Annotated in this window: 17 protein-coding genes and 3 pseudogenes; 11 read left to right on the top strand and 9 right to left on the bottom strand. The window is 54.0% G+C overall.

Annotated elements, in window-relative coordinates:
- The first annotated feature begins 27 nt into the window (after positions 1-27).
- The 4 genes from AC2TDA_RS22430 (at position 28) to AC2TDA_RS22415 (ending at position 4352) form a co-directional block, all read left to right on the top strand.
- Complete coding sequence (locus AC2TDA_RS22430; RefSeq protein ID WP_480881311.1) at positions 28-972, top strand: substrate-binding domain-containing protein; 945 nt, start codon at positions 28-30, stop codon at positions 970-972.
- A 71-nt stretch (positions 973-1043) separates the two neighbouring features.
- Entirely contained in the window at positions 1044-1835 is a 792-nt protein-coding gene (locus AC2TDA_RS22425) for an ATP-binding cassette domain-containing protein (RefSeq protein WP_480881309.1), read from the top strand.
- Positions 1832-2863, top strand: a complete 1032-nt coding sequence (locus AC2TDA_RS22420; protein WP_480881307.1) for a zinc-binding alcohol dehydrogenase family protein — start codon at positions 1832-1834, stop codon at positions 2861-2863. Before AC2TDA_RS22425 ends, AC2TDA_RS22420 begins: the two co-directional genes overlap by 4 nt.
- A gap of 4 nt (positions 2864-2867) precedes the next feature.
- The gene (locus AC2TDA_RS22415) at positions 2868-4352 is read left to right on the top strand and encodes a UxaA family hydrolase (protein ID WP_480881304.1); all 1485 of its coding nucleotides are present in this window, start codon (positions 2868-2870) and stop codon (positions 4350-4352) included.
- Positions 4353-4576: 224 nt separating this feature from the next.
- Here AC2TDA_RS22415 and AC2TDA_RS22410 read toward each other — a convergent pair.
- The 8 genes and pseudogenes from AC2TDA_RS22410 to AC2TDA_RS22375 all read right to left on the bottom strand — a co-directional run bounded on the left by AC2TDA_RS22410 (position 4577) and on the right by AC2TDA_RS22375 (position 18616).
- Positions 4577-5961, bottom strand: a pseudogene (locus tag AC2TDA_RS22410) (IS1182 family transposase).
- A gap of 304 nt (positions 5962-6265) precedes the next feature.
- Positions 6266-8164 carry a DUF3604 domain-containing protein gene (locus tag AC2TDA_RS22405; RefSeq protein ID WP_480881302.1) on the bottom strand — a complete coding sequence of 633 codons (1899 nt, stop codon included), beginning with the start codon at positions 8162-8164 and terminating at the stop codon, positions 6266-6268.
- A 422-nt stretch (positions 8165-8586) separates the two neighbouring features.
- Positions 8587-9858, bottom strand: coding sequence for an adenylate/guanylate cyclase domain-containing protein (locus tag AC2TDA_RS22400; protein ID WP_480881300.1), 1272 nt, complete (start codon positions 9856-9858; stop codon positions 8587-8589).
- Between the two features lie 358 nt (positions 9859-10216).
- Positions 10217-11254: an adenylate/guanylate cyclase domain-containing protein gene (locus AC2TDA_RS22395; protein ID WP_480881298.1), complete on the bottom strand. Its 1038-nt coding sequence runs from the start codon at positions 11252-11254 to the stop codon at positions 10217-10219.
- Positions 11251-11628 carry a response regulator gene (locus AC2TDA_RS22390; protein WP_480850934.1) on the bottom strand — a complete coding sequence of 126 codons (378 nt, stop codon included), beginning with the start codon at positions 11626-11628 and terminating at the stop codon, positions 11251-11253. Before AC2TDA_RS22390 ends, AC2TDA_RS22395 begins: the two co-directional genes overlap by 4 nt.
- Positions 11625-14795, bottom strand: coding sequence for a response regulator (locus tag AC2TDA_RS22385; protein WP_480881297.1), 3171 nt, complete (start codon positions 14793-14795; stop codon positions 11625-11627). The genes AC2TDA_RS22390 and AC2TDA_RS22385 overlap by 4 nt, the downstream gene beginning before the upstream one ends.
- Before the next feature lie 83 nt (positions 14796-14878).
- Positions 14879-15982 carry a branched-chain amino acid ABC transporter substrate-binding protein gene (locus AC2TDA_RS22380; protein WP_480881295.1) on the bottom strand — a complete coding sequence of 368 codons (1104 nt, stop codon included), beginning with the start codon at positions 15980-15982 and terminating at the stop codon, positions 14879-14881.
- Between the two features lie 837 nt (positions 15983-16819).
- A complete protein-coding gene (locus AC2TDA_RS22375) occupies positions 16820-18616 on the bottom strand; it encodes a tetratricopeptide repeat protein (RefSeq protein ID WP_480881294.1) in 1797 nt (598 codons plus the stop codon).
- A 218-nt stretch (positions 18617-18834) separates the two neighbouring features.
- Here AC2TDA_RS22375 and AC2TDA_RS22370 point away from each other — a divergent pair, with 218 nt between their 5' ends.
- The 6 genes and pseudogenes from AC2TDA_RS22370 to AC2TDA_RS22345 all read left to right on the top strand — a co-directional run.
- A complete protein-coding gene (locus AC2TDA_RS22370) occupies positions 18835-19113 on the top strand; it encodes a hypothetical protein (protein WP_480881292.1) in 279 nt (92 codons plus the stop codon).
- A 75-nt stretch (positions 19114-19188) separates the two neighbouring features.
- Positions 19189-19782: a hypothetical protein gene (locus tag AC2TDA_RS22365; RefSeq protein WP_480850944.1), complete on the top strand. Its 594-nt coding sequence runs from the start codon at positions 19189-19191 to the stop codon at positions 19780-19782.
- 97 nt (positions 19783-19879) lie between these two features.
- The gene (locus AC2TDA_RS22360) at positions 19880-21040 is read left to right on the top strand and encodes an MBL fold metallo-hydrolase (RefSeq protein WP_480881291.1); all 1161 of its coding nucleotides are present in this window, start codon (positions 19880-19882) and stop codon (positions 21038-21040) included.
- A 204-nt stretch (positions 21041-21244) separates the two neighbouring features.
- Positions 21245-21888: pseudogene (locus AC2TDA_RS22355) on the top strand (IS6 family transposase).
- 151 nt (positions 21889-22039) lie between these two features.
- Positions 22040-22285, top strand: coding sequence for a hypothetical protein (locus AC2TDA_RS22350; RefSeq protein WP_480881289.1), 246 nt, complete (start codon positions 22040-22042; stop codon positions 22283-22285).
- Positions 22286-22372: 87 nt separating this feature from the next.
- Positions 22373-22831 (top strand): annotated as a pseudogene (locus tag AC2TDA_RS22345) (ISKra4 family transposase); the annotation flags it as partial.
- An 88-nt stretch (positions 22832-22919) separates the two neighbouring features.
- Here the strand turns inward: AC2TDA_RS22345 and AC2TDA_RS22340 are convergent.
- Positions 22920-23507 carry an SMP-30/gluconolactonase/LRE family protein gene (locus AC2TDA_RS22340; protein WP_480881323.1) on the bottom strand — a complete coding sequence of 196 codons (588 nt, stop codon included), beginning with the start codon at positions 23505-23507 and terminating at the stop codon, positions 22920-22922.
- Here AC2TDA_RS22340 and AC2TDA_RS22335 point away from each other — a divergent pair.
- Positions 23409-23699, top strand: a 291-nt coding sequence (locus tag AC2TDA_RS22335; RefSeq protein ID WP_480881325.1) for a hypothetical protein, incomplete at its 3' end; no start/stop codon positions are given. The two genes, AC2TDA_RS22340 and AC2TDA_RS22335, sit on opposite strands and share 99 nt — an antisense overlap.

Raw genomic sequence — 23699 nt, 5'->3', positions numbered from 1 at the left:
CTTTCCAACAGGAGGAGAAAGAAAGCCATGAAAACCACCGTCACCAAGCTGCTTGCCGCTACTGCACTTGTTGCGACCCTTCCGGCCACAGCCATGGCCGGAGAGATAGCGGTCATCGTAAAGACTACCAACTCGAACTTTTGGCAGAACGTCAACAAGGGCGCGACCGCCGCCATTGCCGCCCAGGACGAGCACAGCATGACTTTCAATGGCCCGGCATCGGAAAGCGCAATCGCTGACCAGGTCAATATGGTAGAAAATGCCATAAACCGCGGCGTCGCTGGCATCGTGTTGGCCCCGTCCGATCCGGATGCACTGGCACCAGTTGTCAAACGCGCCTTCGAAAGCGGTATTCCGGTCGCGATTATCGATTCTGGCCTAGGCGAAGGCGCGGAAGGCACTTACCAAGCGTTCCTGTCGACGGACAACTGCGCCGCTGGTCAACTGGTCGCCAAATCCATGATCGACTCGGTCGGAACCGAGGGCAAAGTTGCCGTTATGTCCTATGTGGCAGGTGTGGGATCTGAAATCGGCCGTGTTGGCTGTTTTGTGGAATACCTTGGCGAAAACTCAAAGCTGGAAATCGTCGGCCCGTTCTATTCGCAGTCTCAAATGGCAACCGCATTGAACCAGACCACCGATATTCTGGCCGCCAACGCCGACCTGGTTGGCATTTTCGGCGCTAATGAACCCACTGCCGTCGGAATGGGACGCGCGCTGGTTCAGGCTGGTAAAGCCGGTCAGATCACCGCGTTCGGCTTTGACGGCAATGGCGACCTGCAAGACTTCGTGCGCGATGGCACGCTGCAAGCAACCGCCGTTCAGGGGTCGTTTCAAATGGGCGAATTGGGGGTGAATGCTGTGATCGACGTAATCTCCGGCAACTCGGTTGACAGCTTCATTGATACAGGCGTTGTGCTGGTTGATCAGGGCAACATCGACACCCCAACAGCGCAGAACGTTCTGTACTGATAGCCCGTTTCCGGTGCGCTGCACTCACTCAGCGCGCCGGAATTTCCAACTTCCAAACGAAGGCGTGTCCCATGTCCACAACTCACTCTGACACGGCCCCTTTGGTCGAGATGATCGACATCGAAAAGCACTTCGGCGGTGTGCGTGCTGTGAATGGTGTGTCGGTTACCCTAAATCCTGGAGAGGTTGTTGGGGTCTTGGGCCACAACGGAGCCGGCAAATCCTGCCTGATGCGCATTCTGTCGGGCGCAATGTTGCCAAATGGCGGCAGGATTAAGGTTCGCGGTGAAGATGCCCATGTTCATTCACCCCACGACGCGCGGGATTTAGGTATCGAAACCATTTACCAGAATTTGGCGTTGGCTGATCATCTGGACGCGCCATCAAACTTGTTTCTGGGCCGAGAGCTAAAGACCCGCTTTGGCAACCTGGATGAAAAACGCATGATGTCTGAGGCGCGCGAGGTCCTGCGCCGCCTGAACCCGAACTTCAAAAATCTCGGTGACCCAGTGGCCAGCTTGTCCGGCGGCCAACGTCAGGTCATCGCAATTGCACGAGCGATCTATTTCGACGTTAAAATACTGATCATGGATGAACCGACAGCGGCACTTGGCCCCTCGGAAACAGCAATGGTCGCCGACCTCATCAAACGCTTGCGAAACGAGGGTATCGGCATTTTCCTTGTCAGCCATGACATGCATGACGTGTTCGACCTATGCGACAGAGTGATGGTCATGAATAAGGGCCGCAATGTCGGGTCATACAACATTGATGAGGTGAATAAAGATGACGTGTTGAGCATGATCATCAAAGGCGAACTCCCGTCGGACTGGACCCCCCGAAATCTTGAGGTCGCACAATGAAGGACGTAGATGCCAAATCTCAAACCATGCAATGCGGAACCTGCCTGGAACCTGGTGAATTCGTCCTGACTACGCGCGAGGCCCCGAGCGAGGTGCCTGAAGGCCATGTCTTGATCGATGTAGCCGCGGTCGGAATCTGCGGTACCGATTACCACATCTTTCAAGGCAAACATCCGTTTCTTCAATACCCTCGGGTGATCGGGCATGAACTCAGTGGCCACGTGGTCAATGACGCGGGATCTTTCAAGGCGGGTGATCTGGTTGTAATCAACCCTTACATCTCTTGCGGTAGCTGCCGCGCTTGTCAGCGTGGAAAACCAAATTGCTGCGCCGAGATCTCGGTTTTAGGCGTCCATTCGGACGGAGGCATGTGCGGACGCATCGCGGTCCCGCTTGGCAATCTCTATCCCGCCCACGGGCTGACGCCATTACAGGCTGCCATGGTCGAGTTTCTGGCAATCGGCGCCCATGCGGTGGCTCGCTGCGACACGCAAACCGGAGACCGGGTTCTGGTGACCGGCGCCGGACCGATCGGGCTGGGCACAGCTTTGTTCGCGCGCTTGTCCGGGGCAGATGTGCACCTGTCGGACGTCAGCGCAAGCCGGCTGGAACTGGTTCGCGAAACATTCGGTTTTGACAACACCCATTTGGCCGGAGAACCGATCTTGATCGGCGATCTGGCCGACGGCTTCGATGTCGTCTTTGACGCAACTGGCAACACTGACGCGATCGAAGCCGGGTTCGCCTATCTGGCCCATGGCAGCAGCTATGTTTTGGTAAGCGTGGTTAAGGATGATATCCGGTTCAGCGATTCCGAATTCCACAAACGTGAAGCTCGTATTATCGGCAGCCGAAACGCGCTGGACGTAGATTTCCAACGGGTAATGCAGGCTCTTCGCAACGGTGACATTGACGCCGAAGCGCTGTGTTCAGAAACCATTTCGCTGGCCAATCTGCCTGAACGGTTCAAAGCCCTGGCCGATAACCGAGAGACCCTGATCAAAGCTATCGTCACACCCGTGTCTTAAAGCCATGCCCAAGACCATCAGACTACATCCCGACGACAATGTCGTCATCGCGCTTGCTCCCGTCTCCGCGCCTTCAGGGGCGGAGATTCCCTCCGGTCACAAGCTGGCCTCTTGCGCCATTCTCAAGGGGCAAAAGGTGCGCAAATATGGGCAGGTCATTGGAGCCGCCACAGCAGACATCGCCAAAGGTGTTCATGTCCACAGCCATAACCTCGGCATGGATGATTACAAGCATGGAGAAACCTATGGCACTCAGATACGTGAGCTGCCCACCCCGGTTCGCGAAGATACGTTTCAAGGATATCATCGTGCCTCGGGCCGAGTTGGCACTCGCAATTATGTAGGCATCCTGACATCGGTCAATTGCGCCGGTTCGGTCGCACGTTTCATCGCTGAAGCAGCATACCGTGAAGGCCTGCTGGACCAATTTCCCAATGTCGACGGGATAGTTCCGATCGCCCACGGCACGGGTTGTGGAATGTCTGCGCAAGGCGAAGGGTATGATACGTTGTTTCGCACCATCTCGGGTTATGCCCGGAACCCGAATTTCGGTGCCATCCTGATGCTTGGGTTGGGGTGCGAAGTAATGCAATTGCCCAAACTGGCAGGAACCCCGCAGTTGAATGACCCAAAGCGGTTCCGTTTCATGACTATTCAGCAGACCGGGGGCACGCGGGCCACCGTGGACAAAGGCTTGGCCGCCTTGCACGAGCTAATGGCTGAAGCAAATTTGGCCACTCGCAAGCCTGCACCTGCAAGTGCACTGACGGTTGGCATGCAATGTGGCGGTTCAGATGGATTGTCGGGGATCACGGCCAACCCGGCATTGGGGCATGCTTCGGACCTTTTGGTCGCTCAGGGTGGAACCACCATCCTTTCAGAGACATCGGAGATTTTCGGCGCAGAACATCTGTTAACCTCTCGCGCCCGAACACCGGCTATTGGCGCTGCGCTCGAAGCCCGTTTAGCGTGGTGGGAAGACTATTGTGCTCGGAATGGTGCATCGCTGGATAACAATCCCAGTCCGGGCAACAAGAAAGGTGGTCTGACCACAATTTTGGAAAAATCACTGGGTGCCGTGGCCAAAGCCGGAACGGCACCATTGAATGGCGTGTATCTTTACGGTGAACAGATCGACCGCCATGGCCTCGTGTTCATGGACAGCCCAGGCTATGACCCCTGTTCCGTGACCGGTCAGATTGCGTCGGGTGCAAACCTGATCGCATTCACGACCGGCCGAGGTTCGGTGTCCGGATACCAACCTGTTCCAGGTCTTAAGCTGGCTTCGAATAGCGATATGTACGCCCGCTTGTCAGAAGATATGGATGTGAACTGCGGGGAAGTCATTGACGGCGTTTCAATCGAAGAGAAGGGCCGCGAAATTTACGAGATAATATTGGCAACGGCTTCCGGGCAACTGACTAAAAGCGAAACCCTTGGCTTTGGGATGGTCGAGTTTGTCCCATGGCAGATCGGTGCAGTTCTTTAGGTTGGCCCATCACAGTCTATGAAGATGTTTGCTTGGTTGCTCCACAAGTGACAGTCACGAAAAAATCTAGCAGGACCGTTGTCGTTTACCCAGAAGACCACATTCGATGGTATTGATCTGTTAGCTGTAGGTGCTCTGGGCAGCTTCCCGCCGATTCTGTTGAAGACCAAAGTGTTTCTTGTGCGGAATTGACGGCATTGAGCGCGGTGCGAATGCCTTTCTGGTCAGGCTTTTCGCGTTTGCTGCAGTGCGGGAAAGATCTTGGCCAATTTCCGGAGGTTTTGGGCGGTGGCGGCGAGGAGGAATTCGTCATTTGCACCACACGGACCACGTAATCGGAGCCGTCTCAGCCCAAGAATGCGTTTGAGGCGGGCAATGAGCCTCTCGACCTTCTTTCTGAACTTCCTTGAGATGTCGTACTGGCGGGTCTTGGCAATGTCTCGAGCGACCTGGCGGGCATCTTCGTGCTCTTCGCGGGTGATCTTGCGTGCGTCGGTGTTAGGGCAGCACTTGTTTTTCGATGGACAGGCTTGGCAAACGTCTTTCAAGGCGCGGTAGCGGGCCGTCCCTTTGCCAGTTGGTCCTCTGGTCGGGTCGGAGTAGTTACGGCGGAATTGCTTCCACGCATGGCCTTCGGGGCAGATGTACTGATCGTTCTTGGCGTCCCACGCGAAGTCAGCTCTGGACCATGTGCCATCGGATCGGCCTGCTTTGTCGAAGACGGGGATGTGCGGCGCGATCTGTCGGTCGACCAACCAACCCAAAAGCAGCCCAATGCCGTAGGCGGTGTCAGCGATCAGCCGTTCTGGATGCAGGTCGAACTTCGTCTTCACACGGTCCAACATGGTCTTGGTCGATCCAATCTCGGCTTGTCGGATTGACCGAGTGACTTCCACATCGACGATGACGCCATGGTCCGTGTCGATCAGGTAGTTGTCCGAATAGCTAAAGAATGCCGGCCTTTGCGTGCTGCGGTCCATTGGCTTGCTGGGTCGGAATGGGATGTGAACTTGGGCTGCACCTCGCTCGCAGCTCCGAATGCCGCCTCATCCAGCGTGTCGAGTTACTCACGCACGGCTCGGGGCGCATCTGCCGGATCGATGCTCGTCGCGTCTCAATCTTCCTTCGGTGTTGAATTCTGTTTGTTGGCATCCGCCTCAATCAGGCTGGCATCGATTGCCAGGCGCTGACCGCTCACCAGACCTTCCGCTATGCAGCGCGCCACAGTTGTCTCAAACAAATGGCGTAGCAGTTCGCTCTCGCGAAACCGACCGTGCCGGTTCTTTGAAAACGTCGAATGATCCGGCACGCGATCGTTCAGATCGAGACAACAGAACCAGCAATAGGCGGGATTCAGATGCACCTCTTCGCACAGCGGTCTCTCCGACCGGATGCCAAAGCAATAACCGACAAGCAACATGCGGATCAGCAGTTCAGGGTCGATGGAAGGACGGCCAGTGTGGCTGTAGAAACCAGCAAGATGGGTACGGATGCTGCTCAGATCGACGAACCGGTCAATCGACCGCAACAGGTGGTCTTGGGGAATGTGATCCGCAAGTGAGAACTCATAAAACAGCGCTGCCTGAGATTCTTGTCTTGGCCCCATCATGGCTGATCCTCCCGCTTGTCGGCAGAATGGAATCAGCAAGTTACACCTCAATCAAGGAAGAACCTTTCAACAGAATAGGTCCAAAGCGGACGCCAGTGGCTGGCGGAGCGAATTCCAGTTGGAAACACACAGCTAACCGAGCAACCGATCCCAACTCGATTGGTCCGTGTTAATCGGCCATCGGTATCCGCCGCAATGCCCATTTGGCTCGCATGTACGCGGTGGAGACCGGAATTGATCCTCCCCCATAGAAGAAGGGCGGAAAAAGTGTCCCGCCCAACTTCCACCCAAGAACGAACAGATGTCAGCCCGGTGTATACCAAATGGGTGAGGTGTAGGCCCGCTCCTGATGGATCAAAAGTCCTTCTTCAGGCACGTCTGCCCCCAAACGGACGCGGTCATAGGCCAGCCAGGTTGGCGTCGGGATTTCGAGAACGCGAACGTAGTAAAACGCGGGCTGCGCAGGATCGAAGTCCGGATCCTCCCAGTGGCCTGCCAGGTACGCCCGACCAATATCATTGGTGTAGGTGGCGTTCTCAACGTCAACGGTTGAGCCAATGGGGTCCAGCTTCCCATCAGCATCGACAGCCCGATCGCCCGCCCACGCGACCTCGAAGACACGCTCTTGCGCATCCCCATTGTCGTCGAGCCAGGCTTTGACAATCTGGACGCGGTCGAGATTTGCACCGTCCGGGTCGCGAAGCGCCCTGATGACAAACCGAGGCGCGGCACCATCGGCTGCTGCGATCAGGTCGCCGCCCATCGGGACGCCGCGAATGTATCCCTGATTGCCGAAATCCGGCAGATGTACGTCAGCTGGTTCGAAATCCCATCCGCCAAAGACGCGAACGGATATCCGCGTACCTGTCGTCGCATAAGTTTCCTTGCGCGCCATGGCGTCCCATAGCGCTTCACGGGTGTTTTCGCGAGCCCAGACCCCTTGAAGGCCGGATGCGAGGGACTCCCAATGGCGGATTGTAATAGAACCGTCATTGCCTTCGCGCCTGTCCGTAACGACCACATCTTTGTACCGCTCTTCTTCCGTCCCCGGTTCAACCCCCGAAAACTTGCCGAAATAGTTTTCCTCTCGTGTCGTGGACAAGGATGTGTGGCTATCTGTTGCGCCAACCATACCGAATTTGAACGGGTTCACGCCGAGCTGGGACTGTTGCTCAAGTCCGACCTTGAGTGCGGAACGCGCATATTCGAACTCCAGCATCTCCGGGATTTTGGCATTGAAGCCAAAATCTCCCTTGTCCCAGTTGTAGTAGTCGGCAAACTCGTCATTTGGCGACAGGAGCGGGTGCGCCTCTCCATCCCCCTTTATCTGGGTCACCTCATAAAGGGGTTCCCACCGCATACGCCGTGCGGCGTAGTCTGCGTCTATCGGTTCGCCGTTCATGCGCTCCACGGCGAACATAAGGCCGTTGGAAAGATTGCCGTTATGCGGAATGGCGAGCGCTTGACCGCCTGTCAGTTCCTCGTAGCGCTCCAGATAGTCCCAAAGGTCTTCGGGATCGGTGCTGTCAAAGGTAGAGAACGGAATGACCTGCCTGGCCTCTTCCGCGCCATCGCGGAAGACGACAACACGGTGCAAGTTTCTGGCGTCCGGCGAAGAGGTCCATTCGAATCCATGGAATGCCGTGAAGACACCCGGCTCGTTGTGATTGTCGACGTCTTCTACTATCCGGTCCCACATGCTACCAACCAGTTTGGGGTTAGGCAGCAGGTCGGTTCCTGTCGCGATGCCTTCCTCTCCCCATCTGGCATAGGCGCCCCAGGGATCACCGGCCTTGACAAGATCGTGGACTTCCCGGCCAAAAGGTATCCGCAGCAAATCGGCATTGGATTCCTCGATCAAAAGAGCCAGTCCGAGGTTCTCCGCGTGATCGGCGATAACCAGGAAATCCAGTGGCCTTACCAGCCTTGCGCGCTCGCCAAATGACGCAACGACCATCTCGCCTTTTGCGAAACGCAATGCGTCGTCCGGGCCAAGCCGGTTGCCGATCATACCAGCGTCCGTCGAGTAGGATGTGTGCAGATGCGTGTCACCCCAATAGACTTGGCGAGGGTTCGCTTGGTGTAAGTAGGGGGAGTATTCCGGAGCGCCAATTGCTGTTTGGCTTTCCTGTGGTGAGATTTCTTGCGCAAACGATGGTGCTGCGCAAAGAAGCGCTGCGGAAGCCAAAAGCATTGATCTCATAGCGTTTCCTCTCCTATGGCGGTGCATCTAAGGGTGATGTGCGGGTGCCGCATAGCATCAATAGTCGTCGCTGAATGGCGCTGCCTTGGAGAGTAACAACGAACTGCTCACAGGGCTATGCCGTTGCATCGTTTGAACGAAAGTGCCGCACATTAACCATTGGGTACGGGCAGTCGACAGCGACAAGCCTATTGCGAGGCGAACCATTGCCTAACTCGCGAGGGCCTTTCCCGATAAAAATGATTAGCCGAAAAGTGGTCATTCGTTTTTCGGAAGGCAATGTCAACTTTGTCCCGCAACTTGCTCTTTCAGTCGGCTTGCGGATTCGCGTGCACAGCAAATGTCGGCGTTGCGGGATAAAGCAGTCGTTCATAATTTGTTGCAGAAAACCGAAATGACTAACTTAAGATCAAATAAATCGTTCATTTGGATCGATTGATTGAGCTACTTTTATCGACCGGTGGTGCGAACTCTGGGAGTGTAAATACCTGTGTTGATTGTGACATACCTGCTAACTGGTGTCGCCCCAAGGGCTCAAGTCGCGTTGCAACATCCGCTGCGAATTCCGAGGACATTACCAACGGTGTTTTTAGAGACTTACACAGACCCTCAAGCCGATTAACTTGGTTTACTGCAGGGCCAATCGTGGTGAAATCCAGCCGACGTTCCGTGCCGACGTTTCCATACATTACGGAACCCCGATGTAAGGCAATTCCAAATTCAATTCTGCCGCCGTGCTTTTGCCAGATGATGTTTTTTTCCCTCGCGCGAGCTAAGCACTCCAACACTGAAGACAATGCGGCACGGCTCATGTCGACTGCCGGCCTCGACTTTTCGTCCACCGGGAAGATTGCCATAACCGCGTCGCCGATAAATTTAAGGATTTCACCGCCGTGATCTTCTACTGCCCCGGCCGTGCAATCAAAATAGTCGTTAATTAACGCAAGATATCTATTCAATGGCATGTCTTCTGCCATCCGACTGGAGTTTCTAAGGTCGCAATAAAACAAAATGCAGTCGATTGCCCCTCCATCACCGCGCTCGATTACGCCATCCAGGACACGGTTTCCAGAGTAGCTTCCTAGGTAGGCATCCATGAGACCTTGCGCAAGAATGCGCGATTGAGCGTTTTTTATAACCAGCGCAAGGGCAGGCATGAGTGCTCGGATATAGTTGATTTCAGAGTCGCTAAATCCGCCGATACGTCGTGTGGAAATCGACATCATAACGCCCTCCATTCCAGGCGGAAAATCCGACCAGCGGCTAGCGTCATCGCGATGATAGCTTTCAAATTGAACCAGATAATCCGTTGCACCATCTGAACGAAGGTCTTCCAGGATCGGAAAACTGGTTTCGACCGACCCATCCTCCAATTTGTAACGCCTATAGGAACCGCCGTTATGCGCCAGATCGAAAAAAGGTGTATTGCGGAATCCAGGTGTCGCAAGCTGGTCTCTGGGCGTTAGTTCGGCCTTGGCTTGGTCGTCGCGGACCGTCCAAAGCACATTCAAGGCGCCAAAAATTGGGTGCAGGACCATGCCCCCGACGTTGATCCGAGCTACAGGGACACCAGCGGAAACCAGACGGTTGCCAAAGCCCTGCACCACATCCTCGGCCTTAGTATCGCGAAGACCGCACCCCATCAGCCAAGCAGCAACGCTATCTAAAAGTGGAGACCTGCTGAACTCAATCATCCTGAGACACTTTCTTGTCTAAAAAAAGCGTATTGAACCAGCTCGGTACTGAGACCTTAGACTGATTAGACACAATGAGCGCAGGGAGCGTTGTACCGAGCGTTCAGTCCTTTTGTATCACAGCACTGCTATTGTCTCCTAGCTTGGTGCGCTAAACAACCAGTTTCACCCCTCTACCCCAAGGTCGGCTACGGGCCGACCTCGCCACCAGGGCCTGAAAGACGCTCACATGGCAGCCGCAGAAGGGAGATCGGCTGGTTTGAGCCCATATCGACCGATACTGCAACCGAGGCGAATGTCGAAGTTGCGCAGGAAGCGAACGTTGCCAACATTCTCTGACTGTCCAAGACGAACGCCCTCATTTGCACTGGACCAACTCGAGTGCTCCCTTTCCTTTCAATTCCACTTGTCCCATCGACTTGCCACGGAATCTGCCCTGGATCAGACGCCAAACTGGGGCGCTGACAAGGACGTTAGAGGGTTCAGATTCTGCGACAATTCTAGATGCGACATTCACCGTGTCGCCCCATAGGTCGAATACAAATTGCTTGCTACCAATAACGCCGGCTACTACTGGCCCGATGTGAATTCCAACACGCAGATCCCAAGATGCTTCGAGGTTTTTGACTGCTGAAATCATCTCAAGTCCTGCGCTTACGCTCGCGTCAGCCGGGTTTTCAACATAGTGCAGCAAACCTGCGGTTGCCATGTATGCATCACCTATAGTCTTGATTTTTTCTAGTCCATGACGTGCGGTGATTTGCTCACATGTATTCACCATTTCCTGTAAATGCGACACCACCTCTTCCGGCGCATGTCTGTCGCAATATTGGGTAAACCCGACCACGTCGCAAAACAAAACCACCACATCTTCGAAACGTCTCGGTCGCACCGTGTTGGTCGATTTCAATTCGTGAACGGCAGCGTTTGGAAGGGTCGCATGAAGCAATTCGTCCGCTCGATTTTTCTCAATCTCAATTTGCCGAAGATACGATTCCTGCTGATCCCTCAGGCGTTTTTTTTCAAGACTGGCAGAAATCCTGGCACGCAGAAGTGCCGCGTTGAAGGGTTTGGGTAAGTGGTCTTCTGCGCCAAGTTCGATGCAACGAACGACGCTTTCAACTTCGTCGACCGCCGAAATCATGATGACGGGTATGTCGCGCAATATCATGTCCGATTTCATGCATTCCAAGGCTTCGAACCCATTCATACCAGGCATCATGATATCCAGAAGAACCAAATCGAATGAGTTTTGAGACAGTTTTTCCAGCGCTTCATGCCCGTCGTGGGCTTCAACAAGGTTGGAATACCCTTCACGCTTCAGGCGTCTTGTCAGGGTGTACCGATTGTCCTCATTGTCATCGACAACAAGAATTGCAGGTGCATCAGGGCTCATGGCATCGATCGGCCGGACAGGATCGAACTAATCTTCCGGTAGAGCAGATCGAAATCGATTGGCTTCGACACATAATCGTCGCAACCAGCGTCCAGTGCCCGGTCCCGATCACCAGCCATTGCGAAAGCGGAAAGAGCTATAACAGGAATGTTGCCCGTTTCTGGAGCAGCTTTAAGCTGCCGTGTTGCCTCCCAACCGTCCAGAACCGGAAGGTTCAAGTCCATGAGGACAAGTGCCGGGAACTCGGTGCGCGCCATTTCTATTCCTGCAGCTCCGTCTGTAGCGACTAGTACATCATACCCTTTTTTGCTCAGCCGTCGTGTCAGCATAAAGATGTTGTCATCGTTATCTTCGACATAAAGAATTTTGGTCATGGCCGAATTCCCTCACCGGTCACACGCTTTACGAAACCGCCGACTTCCGCCAGCAGCATGTCACAGCTTATCGAGCTTTTTTCGAGAATTTTCTCAACGCCATCGGTCAGCCGACAGCGATCTTCGTTCGATAGATCTGCAGCCGTTATGACGATCACCGGAATGTTCTTGCGGTTAGGAATAGTGCGAAACGCCTCCAGAAACTCGAAGCCGTCCATCTCCGGCATCATCAAGTCCAGCAGGATCAAGTCCGGTGTTTCGTCGTTGATCAAGTTCAAAGCAACGCGTCCGTTTTCTCCTTCGGTTACGCGCCACCCTTCGTTTATCAAGCAACCTCTCAACCATGCGCGTGTTGTTTCATCATCTTCAACGAGAAGGACTAGCGGAGCCCCTTCTTTGGGACGGAAACGGTTCAGCGTTTCCCTGAGTTTATCCCGGTCCAGCGGCTTGACCATATACTCTGAGGCGCCAAGCCCATAACCTTTGCGCGCTTCGTCCAACATTGTCAGCATGATAACAGGTATGTCGGCTAGGGTTTCGTCCGCCTTGAGCTCTGCAAGGACGTCCCAGCCGTTCGGCGCGGGCATCAAAACGTCTAGTGTGATTACTGACGGTCGAATTTTGCGCGCCAGTTTCAGAGTTTCTTTGCCATCAGCAGCCGTAACAACATCAAAACCTTCCTTGGCGAGAAAAACGCGCATTAACTCGCGTGTGGTGTCGTCGTCATCAACCACAAGGACTGTGCCCGAATATACGCTTAGCTGATCCTTCAAGGATGGCTTGAGATCTCTGTCAGGAATGCGGACAGCTGATTGACCTTCGACCCTGAACGGCAACCTGACAGTGAAAGTAGTACCTTCGCCAACTGCGCTTTCAACAGAAATGTCGCCCCCCATCATTTGGCACAGCCGCCTACTGATAGAAAGTCCCAGGCCAGTGCCACCGTATTTGCGCGTAGTTGAACTGTCCGCCTGAGAAAAGTCCTCGAACAACTTCCCGATCTGTTCTTGTGTCAGCCCGATCCCTGTGTCGGACACATCCAGAACCAGCCAGGGACGGTCATCGATCACGGACTTGGCGGCGCGGACGGAAATTTTGCCGTTCTCCGTGAATTTGCAGGCATTGCTCAACAGGTTCAGAATAACCTGACGGACCCGCGTCATGTCGGCGAACATTTTCTCCGGCTCATCCGGGCAGTGGGCCTCCAACACGTTGCCATTCTTTTCCGCAAGACCCTTCGTTGTCGCGACTGTGTCTTGCAGCAACGCAACCAAATCGAATTCCTCTAGGTTGAGATCAAGTTTGCCCGCTTCGATTTTGGAAAGATCAAGGATCTCGTTGATTAGCTCGAGAAGGTGCTTTCCCGCCCGCGAAATCCGCTGCAGCGGTTCGATGAAATCGTCTTGCCCCAGATCTTCGGCATCTTCTTCCAACATTTCGGTGATACCGATCACGGCATTCAAGGGCGTTCGCAGTTCATGGCTCATGTTGGCCAGGAACTGGCTCTTGGCCCGGTTTGCTTCCTCTGCATCCCGTTCGCGCTGCTTAAGCTCGGTGATATCAGTGTAGACGGCAACCGTACCACCATCGCTGGTCTTGCGCTCGTTGATCATAATCCAGCGACCGTCGCGCCGTTGCTGCACCAGCGCCTCTTTGGGGTTTCTGTGCGAGGCGATGCGCTCTTCGACCCACTCTTCGATCCTGTCCTGCGCATTGACGATCAGTCCGACTTTGGCCGAACTGCGAATAATCGACTCGAACGACATTCCTGGCTCTATGGTGACTTCAATCTCTGGATATAGCAGTTCCTTGTATCGGTTATTGCAAAGAACCAGCTTCTCATTTGCATCATAGAACGCGAATCCGTCCGAAGAATTTTCAATCGCGTCAACTAACCTGCGACGTGCCACCTCAATTTCGCGCAGGTTGTTTTCCTCGATTTCGATTGCCGTATCCCGGAATACGGATAGCGCCTCGGCCATTCGGGCGATTTCGTCATTGCCTGTGGTTGCTGGCAGTGGCGCGCGCAAATTTCCACCTGCGATCGCCAACATGCTATCGCTTAATCCGGTAAGTCGCGCGATCAAGTTGCGTCCTACATAGCGCCAGACGATCAGTGTGGAGCTGACCAAACTCAACACCACAACAGCAATCATAACATATGTGCTGACTTGCTGTACCGAACCGGCCTCGGCATTCGCGCTGGCAATGTCATCTCTTGCATGCGCAAGCAGGCCGTCCACAGCCTGCGTCAACTGTTGAGACAGCGCTGCATTTTGGGCAATCAAAGCCTCGCCCCTGACAATCAAGTCAAGTTCTTCTGTGCGCGCTTGCAAAACGCTTTTGTCGCCGAATGCAAGCTCTTCGAACTCCATTATCCTCGGCAGCAAAAACCGGCGCTGAAAAGTCGGCAACTGGCCAGACAGCCGGTTGAGCGCCTCCAATGACTTTTCCAAGGGGAATGCAATCAAGTCCACGTCTGCGCGGGAAAGGGCCGATGCCGCTAGTATCAGATTGTCGTTGATCGCGGATACTTCCACTTGGAATTTCTGCAGCGGCAAGGCCTCGGCAACACTGCGCGTCAGCTCATTCATTGCCGCCTCACGCTCATCTTCGGTCAAGTCAGGATTATCAATGGCGCTTCGCAATTGAGACAGTTTAGCGTCCATGACCGAGATCCCCGGAGTAAGTGCCCGCTGCGCCCCTTTGTTTGTGATCGACAGACGGGTGAGGATTTCGCTCTTTTGATCAGTCACAGCCAATCTATCGCCCACCAGAATGTCGAGCGCCGAAAGGTTTTCTCCAAGGCGCGTCACTGCCGCCTCGATTTCCTCTAGGTTGGAATCGTCGGATTCCCGGGATTTCAAATCCGCAACCATTTTATTGAGATTGCCGACGCCTGCGCTGATTGCCCCGGTCAGCTCCGTACGTTGTGCATCGGTAGACACAGCCAGCAGTGCTGGTGCGGCCGCGACGATCCGGTCAGCTTCTCGGGAAAGCTCCAGGGATCCAAGCGCAGCTGGCACACGTTGCTGCGTGATGTGATCCATGGTCTTTCCGATCGCCAGAAACGAGTAAACCGCAGCAGCAGCCGCGAGCACTGCAAAGGCGCTAATCCCAAAAAAGGCTATGAGAAGACGCCACCGGACCCCTAAGCTGTCAAACATGTAGGCACCCGAGCGGTCGGCCAATTACCTCAATATATTCATTGCGTGGTAGCAAAATGTCATTACCCCCTAATTACATAGCGCTATTGCAATGGCACGTACTCCCCTCTTTTCCACGTGTACCAGGAAAACCCTGGGTCCGTGATGTCGCCATTCTCGTCGAACCGAAGCGTCCCCAAAACGGTGTCGAACTCGTTTTCTCTCAGAGAGGCAATTACGACATCCAGCTCGAGCGTTCCGGCTTTTTCCACCGCTTGCGCCCAAACCTCGACAGCGGCGTAAGCATATAGCGTATACCCATCCGGCTCGATGCCGCCATTTCGGAACTCTTCGACCAGAGCCGCATTTTTGGAATCGTAGCGGGGGTCCGGAAAAAAGGTAAACATGGTTCCCTCACCGGCATCGCCAGTGATCAGCCAATAATCCGCAGTTGAAAGGGAGTCGCCGGATACGAACTGAAGGTCATCACCTTGGTCCCTGGCTTCACGCAGGATAAGACCCGCTTCGGCAGGATACCCGCCGACGAAAAGAATATCAGTTTCAGCAGCCCGAATACGATCAACGAGGGGGGAATAGTTAACCTCCCCTGTTGCAAAACCTTCGAACATCACCTCGGTCAAGCCGAGCTCATTGATGCGTTTTTTGGTCTCTTCGGCAAGTCCTTGGCCGTAAGCCCCGCCATCGTGCAAAATGGATATTCGTTTCTCTGGCCAATGTTTGGCCATGTAGTCGCCGACCACTGCGCCTTGCCGGTCGTCCCGACCGCAAATACGAAATATTCCAGGCCCGCCTTCATCAGTTAACTTGGTGTTTGTAGCAGAAGGCGAAATCATCAATATTCCCGCTTCGTCATAGATTTTCGACGCCGGTATCGACGCGCCGGAGGACCAATGGCCGACGACGAAGACAACATCATCACTCACGAATTTTTTGGCAACAGCGACAGCCTGATCTGGGTCTGCCGCATCGTCTCCAAGAACAAGCCGAACCTGTTCTCCCAAAACCCCGCCGTTTTCATTTATTTTCCGAAGCGCAAAGTCGACACCTATTCGGTACTGTTCTCCACCCCACGCATACTGCCCGGAAAGAGGAGCTCCTGTACCGATACGGATTTCCGCGTTCGCAGGGACGACAAGCGCTAGGGTCGACATGCCAAAAGCGGCAACGAGAGTGTGAAACAATTGCATCTTGTCCCTCCCAATCCAGCTACCTCGGCACTCTGCCAGTGCCCGTTGGTAGGCTAGGTCACTATACAATTTTGTGGCCTTACCAACAACTGATTGGTAAGAGAGGAGTAAATGTGCTATTTATTTCAATAAGTTACTCTTCGGAGATCTATTTTAGCATGTGCGATCCATGAGGGTCTCAATTATAGGGCAAGCAGTATTAGTTCATGTTAAGGCGCTAGTCCGCTTTACATCGAATGAGGACGTACGACGAGTGTTTGCCAACGTCGGCTTTTAGCGCACAGTGTGACTTCGACCCACCGCATATTTCGCGGACGCAGCGAACGGCAGGAATACGGGCTGCAACCGCAGCATTCGTGCCATGTGCTGGATGGCGGCTCTGGGCCGCCAACGAAAGCGGCCCGTAGTATTCAGATTTCAATTGCCTCTGCTATGGCAAGTGCATCCTCAAGCTCAACACCGTACCGATTTCAAATCCGAGAAAGTCGCTGACTGCGAAAATGTAGGGCGACCAAAAGGTGGCGCGCCAACCGTGTTCCTAAAGAGGACGGGGTAAGTCTCGATACAGACCTCTCTCTCCATTGTGTCCCGCCTCAATTATCCGTTCAGGTATCGAAATCGCGCATATAATCCGCAAAGGTCAATTCACTCCCGGACTCTGTCCATTTCTACAGTTCGCAGAAATGGCCGCCTAACCCGTCGGCACAAAAGCGGGATTCCGAACAACCGCAAACTTTGCAACGGAACCGATCCCTGGCTGCGACGTATAAAAATTGCAAGCGAAATTGAACAAATGCGAGTGCTCTTAATTCGATCAGAGCCGGTAACCGCTGGTCGTTATCGAGTGTCGGCCAGCGATTTGGCCTTTTCGTACTCTTCCAATAACGGCTGCATCATTTTCGGATCGTAAATCACCCTTTCCAGCCACCATCTGAGTGGAAAGGTCTCACCTTCGGCGATCATGGCTGAGAGGCCTTGAAGGATTTTCATTTCCTCGTCGAATTGCCCGAGCGCAGCATTGCCTGCTGCCTGATAAACCATCATGTGTGGGCCAAACGGTCCACCGAGATCCAGGTTCTCTTGCAGCGTGTTCACGCTCTCCTGGTATTGTCCGGCATGGAATAGTGAAACACCTAGTATATTTCTGTAGGGCCGCCGGACATTGAGAGGGTCCAGGCTCAGAGACCGATTCAACGGCGTGATTGCCTGATCCGGTTTCCCCGCATACAACAGGAACATTCCCAAATAGGCCTGAGCCAGACTAGAACTCGGCTCTTTTTCTACCGCGTGCTCTCCGAATTCGATTGCCGGTTGAGGATTACCTTTCAATATTTCAAGAATGCCCAACGACAAAAGCGCACGAACGTTTGCCGGGTCCATTTCCAACGCGATATCGGCGTGTTGTTTTATCACATCGCGCATTTCATCCGTGTTCGGAGCCAGTCCAAACCAAGTACGGTGAGATTCCGCAAACGCTAGTCCCGCATGCCCGTGTGGCGCATCCGGTTCCAGCCGCACCACACGCTGCAACAAGGCTTGTGCAGCGTCGAACCTCGATGGGTCGCTTGGTGGGTGAATGATGTCCAGCGCCTGCTGATACAGGATTCTGGCATCCCGGCGCGTCCAGCGCGCATCCTCAATCCGCGAAGTCAATTCCGGAAAAAGTTCGATAGAGAACGTTGCGCTGATCTCTCGCGAAATTTCCGTCTGCGTAACGAACCGGTCCGTTGTTTTGTAGTCGAACCGCTTGGCCCAGATTTCGCTTCGGCTGTCCACATCGACAAGACCGATGTTGAGCCGATAGCCATCTGTCATGGACTGTAGGCTCCCTCGCAAAACATGTGTCGCACCCAGTTTTCGTCCCTCGTCAATCAGATCGATGGATGTGTCGGATAACCCAGCGGTCGACGCGTACGAGATCACGCGCAATCCCTGCACCCGTGCCAAGTCGGTTGTGATATCTTCCGCAATCCCCCTAGCCGCCACGGAAGTCACCGCACTGTTTCCCAAAGGATTGAAGGGCATTACGGCAACGACTGGCAGATCTCCCCACAATTCAGTGCCCGTCGTTGCCCGATCTGTAAACGGGTTCTCGGTTCTGAAACTTTGAAACAGCAAATATCCACTGATTGCGATTAAGAGTGTTAACAGAGAAAGCAAAAGCCAGTTTGGGGCTCGCAAGTCTGGCTTTCCGGACACGATGTTCCGTTCCGGTGCATTTGCAGGTGCCGGGGACGCATCCCGGAATTCAAACGAAGGCACGTATGAACCTTTGGGAACGGTGATCACCAATGAGTCGTTGCGTCCATCCGTGAGATAATAATGCTCCAGTTCACGTCGCAACCGGCGCGCCTCCAAACGCACAACTGGATCAGATGTCGCGTCGAAATCCTCGGGGCGACCCAGGACAGAAACGCCAATCGAGTACCCCTTCAACCGATCGGCACGTCCGGCCAGTGTTTCTTCAACGATGTATTTGAGGAACGCCCTGCGACGATCATTTGCGCCAAACTGAGAGCTTTCGAACATACGGGCGAGCTGCTCGATTATTGCCACCTTCTCCTGAGACGGCGTTGACTTCCGCTCGGAAATCTCGCTTTCCAATGTAGCATATGTTGGTTTTTTTCGGTCCATCCACTCTATTCAGACAGTATCCGGTTAAGTCGAGTTCCGTCCAGCATTACATTCAAACTACAGCATTTTTAATGTTTATTACACGTTCCGAACATGTTCTCTACTGCGGTCTGTTGGTCTCAGCTGATAGTCTGTTGTCTCCGGGGTGTGTCTGAACAGATGTAACACTGGAAAGATTTTCTCACTGACGGCCAATGGCTTTTTGCGGGGGGGAGCAAGTGACAGACTTTCTTGCTGCCGGATGTTCGGAACTGGTGAAACAATCGCCCAACGATGAATTCACAATCGTGTCTTTGACGCGGAGCGATCCAAAATTCCAGGCCATTTGCCGTGATTTCGGCGAGGCGCTGACAGCGCTCCACAGTTTTGAAGCCCAGCGAGAACGCGGGCAGGCCCGAGCGGTCGAGTTTCAACAGATCTGCGAGGATCTGAGGCTCGAATTGATGGAATACGTCAACCGGGCCACGGCCGGATCCAAGGCACAGGGTCATCAATGATGCAACATGGTGATCGCCTAAACTGGCAGCTTGCCCGACACCGTGGCCTGAATTCACGCACGCAAGGAGACGGGAATGACAAAACAAACTTGCAAATCGCTTCTCGTAGCATTTCCAATCGTGATCGGCCTCATGTCCGCCGTTCACGCACAGGACGGTGGCAACGAAGAATGCAAAGCGCTGTTCGTGCACAATGCCGGTTCTGTGTCGATGACCGGTGACACGATTACCATGGAAAATGTCAGCCCGAACATCACGTTCTTTTGCGACCGGCCGGTCCGATATGCGGGTGTGCTGAGCATACAGGGCTTTCTGGACATGGTGTCCGAAGGCGACGACAGCTTTGCCGTGGACCCGCCCAACGCTTTACTGACCATAGTTGCGGACGGCGAGCAGCCCGTCGACGTTGTCGTGGAATTGTCGCAACGCCCAGAGAGCGGGTCGGGAACAATGACGTATCCCGGCGTCAAGGTGATCTCGGGCAAAATTCCGCAAACCACAGGTCCGGGCACGTTGTTTATTGATCATTTCGGTCGTCCAATGTCCCCCGGTTCGGTGGCGGGCGTGCACCGTCGTCACGAGCGTCGCGAAGTTCGTCATTGTAACGCCGACAATCTCGATAACCCGAACGATCTTTGCAACTGCGGACCCGGCCTCGTGTGCAACTAAACCGCGATGAAAATTCAGGACTTTTAAAAGGCAACTGACATCAAGGAAACCGAGTTCGCAGCCCAAACGAAAAATAACGGAAATTATGGAGGAAGTGATGTTTTCAATTCTTGGCAACTACCAGCGGAAGCTGGTCCTAGGAACGACTTTCGCATTTGCAGCCAGCGCCGCGTTGTGTACCGCCGCCTGGTCTCAGTCTTATGAGGAAAATCTTGCTGCGGGTGCCGCGGAAACGGAACAGAACTATCTGAACGTTCCCTTCGTAAAACCCGAAAATTTCCAAACACCCTATACGAGTCCGGCCTACTGGCCGACCAACTTCCCACGTGGGCCGATTGACCGGTCGCCAGCGGATTCCTCAACCAAAGTGATCACGCTTGGAACCGGCGACCCGCCTCCCAATCCCTACCGTTTTGGTCCTGCTCACGCAGTGATCATAAACGGTTTTCCATATTTCGTAGATGCTGGCGAAGGCTGGTTCAGGTCACTCGGAAAGGCCGTCCTTTCCCAGGGATCAATGGATCTGGCAACCGTTTTTGATCTTCAGAACATCAAGTACATGTTCCTGACCCATCTGCACGAAGATCACACGGTGGGGTTGCCATCGTTTATTTCAGGTCCGTTTAAGTTTGGCCCCGGCCCCGACAAGAAGATATATGGACCCGCGGGCGTTGACGAGATGATTGCCAATATCAACGCCGCTTGGCGGCTCGACAGGAACGAAATGTTCCAGGGCTCGACAACCCAGAAAGCCGACGGGGCAACTGCAATTGGCGTGCCGGTCTGGCCATCGACAGATCCGAAAGGACGGTTAATCTACGAGGACGACAACGTTACGGTCGAAGCATTCCCGACAGAGCACGGTTTTCTTCATCATACCTACGCTTATCGGTTCACGTCCAAGTCGGACGGGCGCGTAATCGCTTTTGGAGGCGACGGGCACTATTCTGAAGGTCTTGTCAACGCGGCAAAAGACGCTGACGTTCTGGTCATTGAAAGCATAACGAGAAAGAACATCATGTTCGTGGTCTGGGGTGGCGACACGGAAGACGAAAAAGTGAAGATCATTGGTGCCTATCACATGTTTCCAGAGGACATGAAAAAAGTTCAGGACGACAGTGGCGTCAAACAGATCGTCATGACGCACGTCCAAAACTACAATGACCCCGAGCATTTTGACCGTCTGAGTGTCTTGAAGGAAATGCAGGATGCAGGCGTCACGAACATCCTCATGGCCGAAGACGGCGACATCTACTGAACGGACGGCCAGTCTAAGGGAAAGCCCTGCCGGGCTTTTCCGCTAATAGTACCGAAGTGAAACCTTTGATCACAGACGTGATCGGATCTGTTGCAAACTTTTGGCCATTGACCTTCGTGGCGTTAGCGCCTGTGTGGCGAACGGCATTATCCAGTAAAAGGCAGGTCTATGATTTCTTTCTAAGGTGCGCAGTATCCGAAGGATGTGATCCTGTTCGCGGTCTTCTTTTACGTCCGCTACGGTGTTTCCTATCGAGACCTGGAAGAAATCATGGCCGAGCGGCATTTCTGTCGATCACGCTACGTTGAACCGGTGGCTTACACGATATTCCGACGCGATCGCTGAAACAGCGCGCCGTCAAAAAGCGCAATGTGATCGTTCGTGGAGAATGGACGAAAATTACATCAAAGTTAAAGGCGCGTGGGTTTACCTCTATCGAGCTGTCGACAAAAACGGCAAGACCCTTAATTTCATGCTTTCACGACGTCGAAACAAACCAGCCGCCACCAAGTTTTTCGCTAGGATGTTGGAGGCAAATGGATTGCCGAGGAAAATTGTGATCGACAAAAGCGAGCCAACACCGCCGGCATCCAGGCCATCAACAAAAAATGCTCAAAGGCTTTGGCTGCCCGATCCCATTTGAGAAGGTGAGGCGGAAACACTTGAACAATATCGTGGAACAGGACCACCGTTTCATCAAGAGACGCACGCGGCCATTGCTGGGGTTCAAGGCCTTCGCTTCAGCGGTGGCAACACTCAACGGAATCGAAGTATCGCACATGATCCGCAAGGGCCAACTCACGCCCGGACTCTGTCCATTTCAGCAGTTCGCTGAGCTCGCCACCTGACTCACAAGCGATTGCTGAAACAACTCAACGAGCCCAAATCTTTGCAACAAAACCTGCTATGCTCGCTGCTGTTCACCTATTGATGACGCGACCATTGGTGGCCGTATCTATTGCGATGCGTCGTGATCCTATCACAGGAGAAAGGCTACGCATGGCATTCCCTGATCAGCGCAATTTATTGGATCAACTGGTTCACCTTTCATGCAGTTCGCCGAGCCCGGCGAAAGATGATCCCAGAATTCAGAAGGCCTATTTCCCAGCACGAAAATCCGACTACACAACGAAACCCGATTTTCTGGCGGCGGCGAAAAAAGCAATCGAACAACTCGGTGTAAATGCAGACCGTGCGGAGTTGCTCCGATGTGCGGATCGCACCCTCGAGAAAAGCCGCCGCTAGCTTGTGGATATCCGAGAATTAAGGGCACAAATTCGGGTCAAATGTCTCAGACATGCATCTGCGTCCAGTAATTAAGGGCACAGTGACAATATCGAAAACGCGGTGCAAGGACTTCTCCATGCAAATGGCTTTGAGAACCTTCCTCGACTCTTTGAAAAACCGGCAGAAACGTTGCGGTGGTACTTGTGGCCTGGCAAAGTGATGACCGCAGGTACAATTCTGAAGGTTCTCACATTTGACTGCGATCGTTTGCGCGCCGAGACCAAAGACTTAAAGGGAGCAGCCAAACGTGTCAAAGCCCGGTGCAATGTACTCTATACCTACCTTTCCAGTAATCTTAACGCACTGGTGGATTATGGTCATCGGCATCGAAACGGCCTTGCGAGCGCGTCATCTCGTGTGGAAGGTTGCGTCGATGACATCAGAAACGCTCGAATGGGCAAAAGGCGACGCATGAGATGGTCCCCGCCAGGTGCACATCGTGTTGCTCTTACGAGGACCGCTGTACTGGACGGTAGGTTGACTATTTCAAAGCACGCCGCATAGCCACCAAGTTTTGCCAGCTCACAAGGTGACTTGGTCCTGCCTCAGGACAAAGGGGAATAGCCAAAACTCAGCGACGTCGGCATGCGCGCTATACACGATCCCAGAAATTTGGTTTGAGGCCCGCAGTTGGCCAGCGAACCGAAATGAGTTGACCACGTCCGGACAGCGTAATGAAGGCGGTTCGCATATCCCGACCACCGAAACAGATGTTGGTCGTGTATGGATCGGGTAGATCTATCCGCCTGACCAACGTGCCGTCTGGCTGCACTGACGTTATCCCTCCGGTGCGGAGGCAGGCCACCGAGATGGTTCCGTTTTCCTCAACCGCCAGAGAGTCGTAGCGTTGAAAGCCTGGTAGCCCGCAGACGAGCCGACCACCAGTTGGAGATTGCCAATCCCCTTTCTCAAGCTGGCGGTCGGCAGCAACAGGACGGGCCCAAACCCGGCCTGTCGCGGTTTCTGCCACATATAGTTCGTCTTCGGTTGGTGAGAGACCGATGCCGTTGGGGCCCAAAAGAGGGAAGGCCATCTGCTCGGCCTTGTCACCTGTCACCCGAATGACGGCGCCAAGGTCCATATGACGCTCATATTTTTTTCCGTGATCCGTGAACCAGAAACCGCCGCTTCGATCGAACACAATGTCATTTGGACCGGTCAGAGAGATCCCGTCGACCACATCGAGCAGGCGTTCGGTCTTGCCAGTGGTTGGATCGACGCGTTCGATCCAGCCCGACGTAAAGTTCGGGGCAGGGCCCAGCGGGCGCAAAATGCCATTGGTGCGGCATTGCCAAGTTGTCTGCGCGTTGTGAACAGGTTACGCGTTACGCATGAAGATACCGCCCAAAATGCCGCGCCTGAAGGGCTTTCG

Source organism: Ruegeria sp. HKCCD6426 (genome assembly GCF_057221115.1).
This window is presented reverse-complemented; position numbering and strand designations above follow the sequence as displayed.